Consider the following 7,012-nt stretch of genomic DNA (forward strand, 5'->3'; position numbering starts at 1 on the left):
CATATAAATGAAGAAACTCTGGTTACTGGTCACCCTGATCGCCCCCCTGGCTTTTGCCGGTCAAAAAGTCCAGATGGAGACCAACCATGGCACCATCGTCGTGGAGCTGGCCCCCAAACAGGCACCCCAGACCGTGAAGAACTTCCTGCGCTACGTGGCAGACGGCAGCTATGACGGCAGCCTGTTCCACCGGGTGATCCAGAACTTCGTGGTGCAGGGTGGGGGCTACAACCAGCAGTTCCAGCCCCTGCCGACCTTCGATCCCGTGATCAACGAGTCCAGAGGCGGCCTGCCCAACAAGCGCGGTACCATCGCCATGGCCCGCACCCAGGCGGTCGACAGCGCCACTCGCCAGTTCTATTTCAATCTGGTGGACAACGACAACCTCAACGCCAATGCCGGCGCCGGTTACACCGTGTTCGGCCAGGTCGTGAAGGGGATGGAGGTGCTGGACAAACTGGCCCAGGTCCAGACCGGCTACAGCTCCATCCTGCGTGCCAACGACGTCCCCACCAGCCCCATCATCCTGAAGAAAGTGGTGCTGCTGGCGGACAAATAACGCGGCCCGGATCACATTCCACCGCGTCCCTGAACGGGTCACCGGTCTCTTTTTCTATACTCTGCTCCCCGATGTGTGCCACGCATCGGGGAGCAGAACCAGAAGGAGGAGCCGGTGACCTGTCATGATTACATAACCCAACACGCCGGCCCGCTGGCCCAGGCGGTTCGCCATTTTCTGGCACGCAAAATGCCCTATCAGCAGCTGGAAGACTTGAGCTGGCAGCTCCTCTCCCATTGGCAGGCGCTCTGCGTGATCCCCATGGACAAAACCCCCGCCAACGCACAGGAAGGAGTGTTCTGGCATCTGCTTCACAGCCTGCACCTGTGGGATGAGCAGCACCTCCTCTGTGATGACGCGCTGCGTCTGCAACTCATGGCCTGCGCCAATTTTCTCGCCGACGAGGGCCCCTGCCCGCACCACTGCATCGGCTCGCGCCCCTGAAACCTGCCGCCCGCCACTCGGCTTGCCTTGGCTACGCCTGCCGAACCTGACAAAATGGCCCCCTTTTCCCAGAGGAGTCAGGCTGTTGAACAATCTCCGCCCGCCCAGCCACACACCGGGCCGCGCCACCCGCTGGCGAGATGCCCTCGCCGTCTATCTGGAAGCGCGGGTACTCATCCTGTTCGCCATGGGATTCTCCTCCGGCCTGCCCTTGCTGCTGGTCTTTGGCACCCTCTCGTTCTGGCTGCGCGAGGCGGATGTCAGCCTGACCGACATCGGCTACATGAGCTGGGTAGCGCTGGCCTACGGTTTCAAGTGGCTATGGTCGCCCCTGGTGGATCGGCTGCCCCTGCCCCTGCTGTCACGGCTGCTTGGGCGACGACGCAGCTGGATGCTGTTCTCCCAGGTGCTGATCGCCCTCTCCCTGGTGGGGATGGCCTATTGCGATCCCAAGACCCAGCTCGCCCAGCTGGCCCTCTTCGCCCTGCTGGTGGCCTTCTCCTCTGCCACCCAGGACATCGTCATCGACGCCTATCGCATCGAATCCGCTCCCGAGCGGCTGCAGGCGGCCATGGCCGCGTCCTATATGACGGGGTATCGACTCGCCATGATCATGGCGGGAGCGGGGGCGCTTGCGCTGGCGGCCTGGCTCGGCAGCAACAGCGGCTATGACTATCGCGGCTGGCAGCTCACCTATCTGCTGATGGGAGGGCTGATGTCTCTTGGCATCCTCACCACCCTGATGAGTCACGAGCCGCAGATCGATCTCAAGAGTCAGGACGAGCAGCAGATGGCGCGCAAGGCCACCCTGCTGGCACGGGGTTGGTCACCCACGTTGGCCGGGCTGGGGGCCTGGACCTACGAGGCCATCTGGTGTCCCTTCGCCGACTTCTTCCGCCGCTATGGCTCCTCGGCCCTGCTGATCCTGGGGCTTATCGCCTGCTATCGCATCTCGGACGTGGTGATGGGGGTGATGTCCAACAGCTTCTATGTGGATCTGCAGTTCAGCAAGACGGAAGTGGCCACCATCACCAAGGTCTATGGCGTCATCATGACGCTGGTGGGAGCCGCGCTCGGGGGCGTGCTGGTGATGCGCTTTGGCACCCTGCGCATCCTGTTCCTCGGCGCCGTGCTGACCGCCAGCACCAACCTGCTGTTCGCTCTCCTCAACGAAGTGGGCCACAACCTGGAGCTGCTGACTCTGATCATCTCGCTGGACAACCTCAGCGCCGGCATCGCCACGGCTGCGTTTGTAACCTATCTATCGAGCCTCACCAACGTCGCCTTCTCCGCCACCCAGTACGCCCTGTTCAGCTCCATCATGCTATTGCTGCCCAAGTTGCTGGCGGGGTTTTCCGGTCGCGTGGTGGAGCAGATCGGCTACAGCCACTTCTTCATCGGCACCAGTCTGCTCGGCATTCCGGTGATGATCCTGATCATCATGGTTGCCAAACGAGGCAGCACCTTGTCACCACAAACGCACAAATAGCAAGCGTTTGCGCATTTTAGGGGGTGATTAGATTCACAAATCCTGACAAAGTTCCCTGGTGCTTGTTTATCCGCTGAATTTATTTGGCTAGAATCCCTCCCGCTCCTTGTGGGCAGGCTACGGAAAACCTCAACTAACGCACAAGAGACCAATAAAATGGCCAAATTTACCAAGACTCTGATCGCTGCCGGTCTGCTGGCTGCCTCCGCCACTCCGGCCATCGCTGCCGACTACAGCGGCGACATCCACAAGAACGACTACAAGTGGTTCCAGTTCAACGTGATGCACACCATCGACCAGCTGCCCTACGCTGAGTCCGAAGGTGGTTACAACGATACCTACTTCGAAATGGAGTTTGGTGGCCGTTCCGGTATCTTCGATCTGTACGGTTACGTCGACGTATTCGACATCTTCCAGAACCGTCACGACGACAAGCACAACCAGGACAACCTGTTCATCAAATTTGCACCGCGCATCTCCATCGATGCCATGACCGGCAAAGATCTCTCCTTCGGCCCGGTGCAGGAAGTCTACATCGCCAACCTGATCAACGTCGGTGGTCCGGATGGTCTGTTTGAAGCCATGACCGGTCTGGGTGCAGACGTCATGGTGCCCTGGTTCGGCAAAATGGGCATGAACCTGTATGCCCGTCACGTCAATGAAGGCGGTGGCGAGCAGGGCTGGAACGGCTATCAGTTCTCCATGAACTGGTTCAAGCCTTTCTACACCTTCTCCAACGGCAGCTTCGTAGCCTATCAGGGTTACCTGGATCACCTGTTTGATGCCAAGGACACTTCCACCGACGGTACCGCCATGTTCAACGGCCTGTACTGGCACTCCGACCGCTACGCCGTCGGTTACGGTCTGAAGTACTTCAACGACATCTACGGCATCCAGAACGGTTCCTACGGTCTGAAGACCACTGGTTTCGGCCACTACTTCTCCGTGACCTACAAGTTCTAATCGAACTCGTCACACGGACACAAAAAAACCGGAGCAGCTGCTCCGGTTTTTTTATGCCCTCATGCTGGCAGTGGGGGGAGAGCCGCGCCCTCCCCGTTCGCCATCAATCGCGGAAGTTCTGGAACTGCATCGGCTGGCCCAGTTCGGCGCCACGCACCAGAGCCATGGTCTCTTGCAGATCGTCGCGCTTCTTGCCGGTGACCCGCACCTCGTCGCCCTGGATGGCGGCCTGCACCTTGATCTTGGAATCCTTGATGAGCTTCACCAGCTTCTTGGCCACTTCCTTGTCGATCCCCTGCTTGAACTTCACGGTCAGGTGGAAACGCTTGCCGGAGTGGACGCTGTCACCCACGTCCATGGAACTGTTCTCGATCTGGCGCTTGAGCAGGGCGCCGCGCAGGATCTCGACCATCTGCTTGAGCTGGAAATCGGCGTCGGCTTCCAGCTTTACTTCTTCCTTGTTCAATTCGAAGCTGGCTTCCACACCACGAAAATCGAAACGGGTCGCCAGTTCACGGTTGGCGTTATCAACGGCGTTCAACACCTCGTTCATTTTGACTTCAGAGACAATATCGAATGACGGCATAGCCGGGCTCCTCATGCTGTACTTCAGGTTGTGCTGACAGGTGGGCAAATCTACCAGAAAACGGGCAAATTTGCTGATTTCGATGGGATTGCTCTGCTAGAATCCCCTGCGCACAGGAATGGTGAGACCCGTTAGAACCCGTCCAGGAGCGGTCGCGAGAGGTCCGACACTCGGTGAAGTGCAGCCCAGGAACCCGTATGGTCATGCATACATGAGGCTCCCTGGCTGCGCATGAGCCTTGAGTACGACCCGACAGCCAGCTCATGCACCGGTTCCAGGTATTCACCAAGCGACATCTTCCCTTATCCCGGGTTGGCGGTTGACAGGATGGCAGCCCTTCCCATGATCGAGCCTCTTCATGCCAAGCGGATTACGCGACAACAACCTGAAAACACGCCGTCACCCTGTCTCTCCCGAGTGGACCTTGCTGGGCTGCGGCGCCCTGGGCGGCGTCTTCGCCTCCCTGTTGACCCAAAGCGGCCAAGCAACCCGCCTCCTGCTGCGCGAGCGCCATCGTGCCACCTTGCACCCCGGCGTCGACTTTACCTCCCTTGAGGGGCATACCCAGCTCCTGGCCATCGAACGCGCCTTCATCGACAAGCCGGGCAGCATCAAACGCCTGCTGGTCATGACCAAGGCGGGGCAGGTGATATCGGCCCTCACTCCCCTGGTCGGGCAACTGGCGGCAGGGGTGCCCATCGTGCTGCTGCACAACGGCATGGGGATCGCCGATCAGGTGGTCGCACTCTTCCCAGACAACCCCGTGATCGCCGGCGTCACCAGCCATGGCGCCATGCAGAGCGGCCACTTCGTGTTCCGCCACACCGGCAAGGGGGAGACCTGGCTGGGCCCTGTCAACGAAGCGGCCCGTGCCCATGCCCACCTCGCCGACGAGCTGGCCAGCGCCCTAGGTCAGGCCGGCTGGGATGAGCAGATCCTGACACGCCAGTGGCAGAAACTCGCCGTCAACTGCGCCATCAATCCCCTCACCGCGCTCTACAAGCTCAAGAACGGCGAATTGGCCGGTCCGCGTTTTGCCGATGCCCTGCAGCAAATCTGCGTGGAAGTGGCTGACGTCATGCGGGCCGAAGGTCAGCCTACCGGCAGCGAAGAGCTGTTGCGCCGTGTCATGATGGTGGTGGAGCTCACCGCCGACAATTACTCTTCCATGTATCAGGACATGGAACAGGGCCGCGAGACCGAGATCGAAGCCATCACCGGCTTCCTGCTGAACAAGGCCGCCCTTCACGGTATCGCGGTGCCGGTCAATCAGGGCCTCTATCAGGCCGTCAAAGAGAAGCGCTGAGCAGAGCAGCTGGCAAGCAAGGAGTGCTAGATGAGCGTACTGGTATTGGTGGCCCCCGGGTCGGAAGAGATAGAGACGGTTGCCATCGTCGATACCCTGGTTCGGGGTGGCATCGATGTGGTGCTGGCCTCCTGCTGCCCCACTGGAGCGCGCCAGATCCGCGCCTCTCGCGGGGTGCAACTGGTGGCGGATTGCCATCTCGACGAGCTGACTACCCGTGACTTCGATGCCATGGTCGTACCGGGCGGTCTGCCCGGCAGCGAAGTGATCCGCGACACTCCCCTCGCCATCGACCTGCTACGGGAGCAGGCAGGCCTCGGCCGCTGGCGCGCCGCCATCTGTGCCGCACCCGCCGTGGTACTGCACCATCACGGCTTGCTGGGGGATGCGAGCATCACCTGCCACCCGGGCTTTCAGGCCCTTCTGCCCGCGACACAATTGAGCACGGCAAGGGTAGTGACCGATGAAGCCCATCGCCTGATCACCAGCCAGGGCCCGGGTACCGCCATCGAGTTCGCTCTCGAGATAATACGGGTACTGCGAGGTGACGAGGCCGCCCGTACGGTGGCCGGTCCCATGGTGTTGCCCCCCTCGCTATCGCCATAACCACATCGGGCACTCCGATGAAAGCGACAGAGCCCCCTTGCCAGTGGCAAGGGGGCTCTGTTTTGGAGGCTCAGACGGCATGGAGCTGGTCCTCACGTGACAGGTAGACTATAAAAGTCAGGTCATTGGATGACCTTTAATATGCTTTATTTCGGCACATCGAATCTGCCCTTTTATCAGTTCAACAATTTTTTCAAAATCTTCAGATTTACAATATAAATTATCGCTATATGAAATTTTAAATGGCGTTGATTCAAACCTTAATGCTTTCTTTTTATTGGAGATGATTAACGTATAGTCCCAATCTTTTTTAAACATGGTTTCATGCTCTGTTACTTCACTTTTAAAGTCAGTGAAAAATATCGCAAGGAGTGCCATCCCACCAGCCCCCACCAGAGAAAATGGTCCCAATACAGCCACTGCAAATACACAGACCACCACGCCAAGCCAAGCCAAACCAAACCACGGACTATCGTATAAGCTACTTCTGGAATAACATCCTGATAAGTGACAATAACGCCTTCTGTTGTAAGACGGTAATGATAGTTTTTATCTGCCATCACTAAATAACGAAAATAAGGGATCATTGCTATAGCAACACCGAATGCTAGATAAGCAAACCCCCAATCAACATCACCTGTAAGTAATACACAACCTACAGCAAATAACGTCATAACTGCAGTGACTAGAAAAATAATAAGCCAAGCAAATGGTGTAGAAACCCGAATATTCCACTCCTGAAGAATTGGGGCCTCACGCACTTTTTTTTGATTGGCATCGAGAATACGTTGTTGCTCTTCCTGTGGTAATAGACGAAAAGGAATCTCCTGCTCATTCACATCAACTTCCTCGTTTGACTTATCCATTATTTATTCCCTTGCTTGCCGACCACCAACGCGGGCATTGTACCCAGATCGCCGCTGCAGCTATTCAATGTCACAGGGCCGCCACTACTACTGTTGCCCTTGAAAATAAACTCCCGCTGAACCATGCCCCCGAGATACCCCAGTTCCAGTTTGATGGCCGAATTGGTATCCACTCCCAGCGGCAGGGAATAGA

10 protein-coding genes are annotated in these 7,012 nt (G+C 58.0%); 6 read left to right on the forward strand and 4 right to left on the reverse strand.

Annotation, left to right across the window (positions count from 1 at the left end; all coding sequences use genetic code 11):
* Positions 1–7 precede the first annotated feature (7 nt).
* The 4 genes from BGO64_RS05215 to BGO64_RS05230 all read left to right on the forward strand — a co-directional run bounded on the left by BGO64_RS05215 (position 8) and on the right by BGO64_RS05230 (position 3,455).
* A complete protein-coding gene (locus tag BGO64_RS05215) occupies positions 8–559 on the forward strand; it encodes a peptidylprolyl isomerase (protein ID WP_286700281.1) in 552 nt (183 codons plus the stop codon).
* Between the two features lie 114 nt (positions 560–673).
* Complete coding sequence (locus BGO64_RS05220) at positions 674–1,003, forward strand: hypothetical protein (protein WP_202044259.1); 330 nt, start codon at positions 674–676, stop codon at positions 1,001–1,003.
* A gap of 85 nt (positions 1,004–1,088) precedes the next feature.
* Entirely contained in the window at positions 1,089–2,492 is a 1,404-nt protein-coding gene (locus BGO64_RS05225; protein WP_048208191.1) for an AmpG family muropeptide MFS transporter, read from the forward strand.
* 156 nt (positions 2,493–2,648) lie between these two features.
* Positions 2,649–3,455: a nucleoside-specific channel-forming Tsx family protein gene (locus BGO64_RS05230; protein ID WP_124814169.1), complete on the forward strand. Its 807-nt coding sequence runs from the start codon at positions 2,649–2,651 to the stop codon at positions 3,453–3,455.
* 103 nt (positions 3,456–3,558) lie between these two features.
* Here BGO64_RS05230 and BGO64_RS05235 read toward each other — a convergent pair whose 3' ends face one another.
* On the reverse strand, positions 3,559–4,041 hold the full coding sequence (locus BGO64_RS05235) for a YajQ family cyclic di-GMP-binding protein (protein ID WP_010673357.1): 483 nt from the start codon (positions 4,039–4,041) through the stop codon (positions 3,559–3,561).
* Positions 4,042–4,399: 358 nt separating this feature from the next.
* On the opposite strand from BGO64_RS05235, the gene BGO64_RS05240 reads away from it, so the two are divergent.
* Together BGO64_RS05240 and BGO64_RS05245 are read left to right on the forward strand one after the other, a co-directional pair.
* Complete coding sequence (locus tag BGO64_RS05240; RefSeq protein ID WP_045523610.1) at positions 4,400–5,347, forward strand: ketopantoate reductase family protein; 948 nt, start codon at positions 4,400–4,402, stop codon at positions 5,345–5,347.
* Positions 5,348–5,377: 30 nt separating this feature from the next.
* Positions 5,378–5,953: a DJ-1 family glyoxalase III gene (locus tag BGO64_RS05245; RefSeq protein ID WP_104451742.1), complete on the forward strand. Its 576-nt coding sequence runs from the start codon at positions 5,378–5,380 to the stop codon at positions 5,951–5,953.
* A 117-nt stretch (positions 5,954–6,070) separates the two neighbouring features.
* Here the strand turns inward: BGO64_RS05245 and BGO64_RS05250 are convergent, their stop codons facing one another.
* The 3 genes from BGO64_RS05250 to BGO64_RS05260 all read right to left on the reverse strand — a co-directional run.
* Positions 6,071–6,331, reverse strand: a complete 261-nt coding sequence (locus BGO64_RS05250) for a hypothetical protein (RefSeq protein WP_324046311.1) — start codon at positions 6,329–6,331, stop codon at positions 6,071–6,073.
* Positions 6,286–6,819, reverse strand: a complete 534-nt coding sequence (locus BGO64_RS05255) for an immunity protein TsiV2 protein (protein ID WP_286700283.1) — start codon at positions 6,817–6,819, stop codon at positions 6,286–6,288. The genes BGO64_RS05250 and BGO64_RS05255 overlap by 46 nt, the downstream gene beginning before the upstream one ends.
* Positions 6,819–7,012 (reverse strand): hypothetical protein (locus BGO64_RS05260; RefSeq protein ID WP_286700284.1); only part of this gene is annotated, 194 nt, incomplete at its 5' end. The genes BGO64_RS05260 and BGO64_RS05255, both read right to left, overlap by 1 nt.

Source organism: Aeromonas sp. 62-46, assembly GCF_001898585.1.
Classification (GTDB): domain Bacteria; phylum Pseudomonadota; class Gammaproteobacteria; order Enterobacterales; family Aeromonadaceae; genus Aeromonas; species Aeromonas caviae.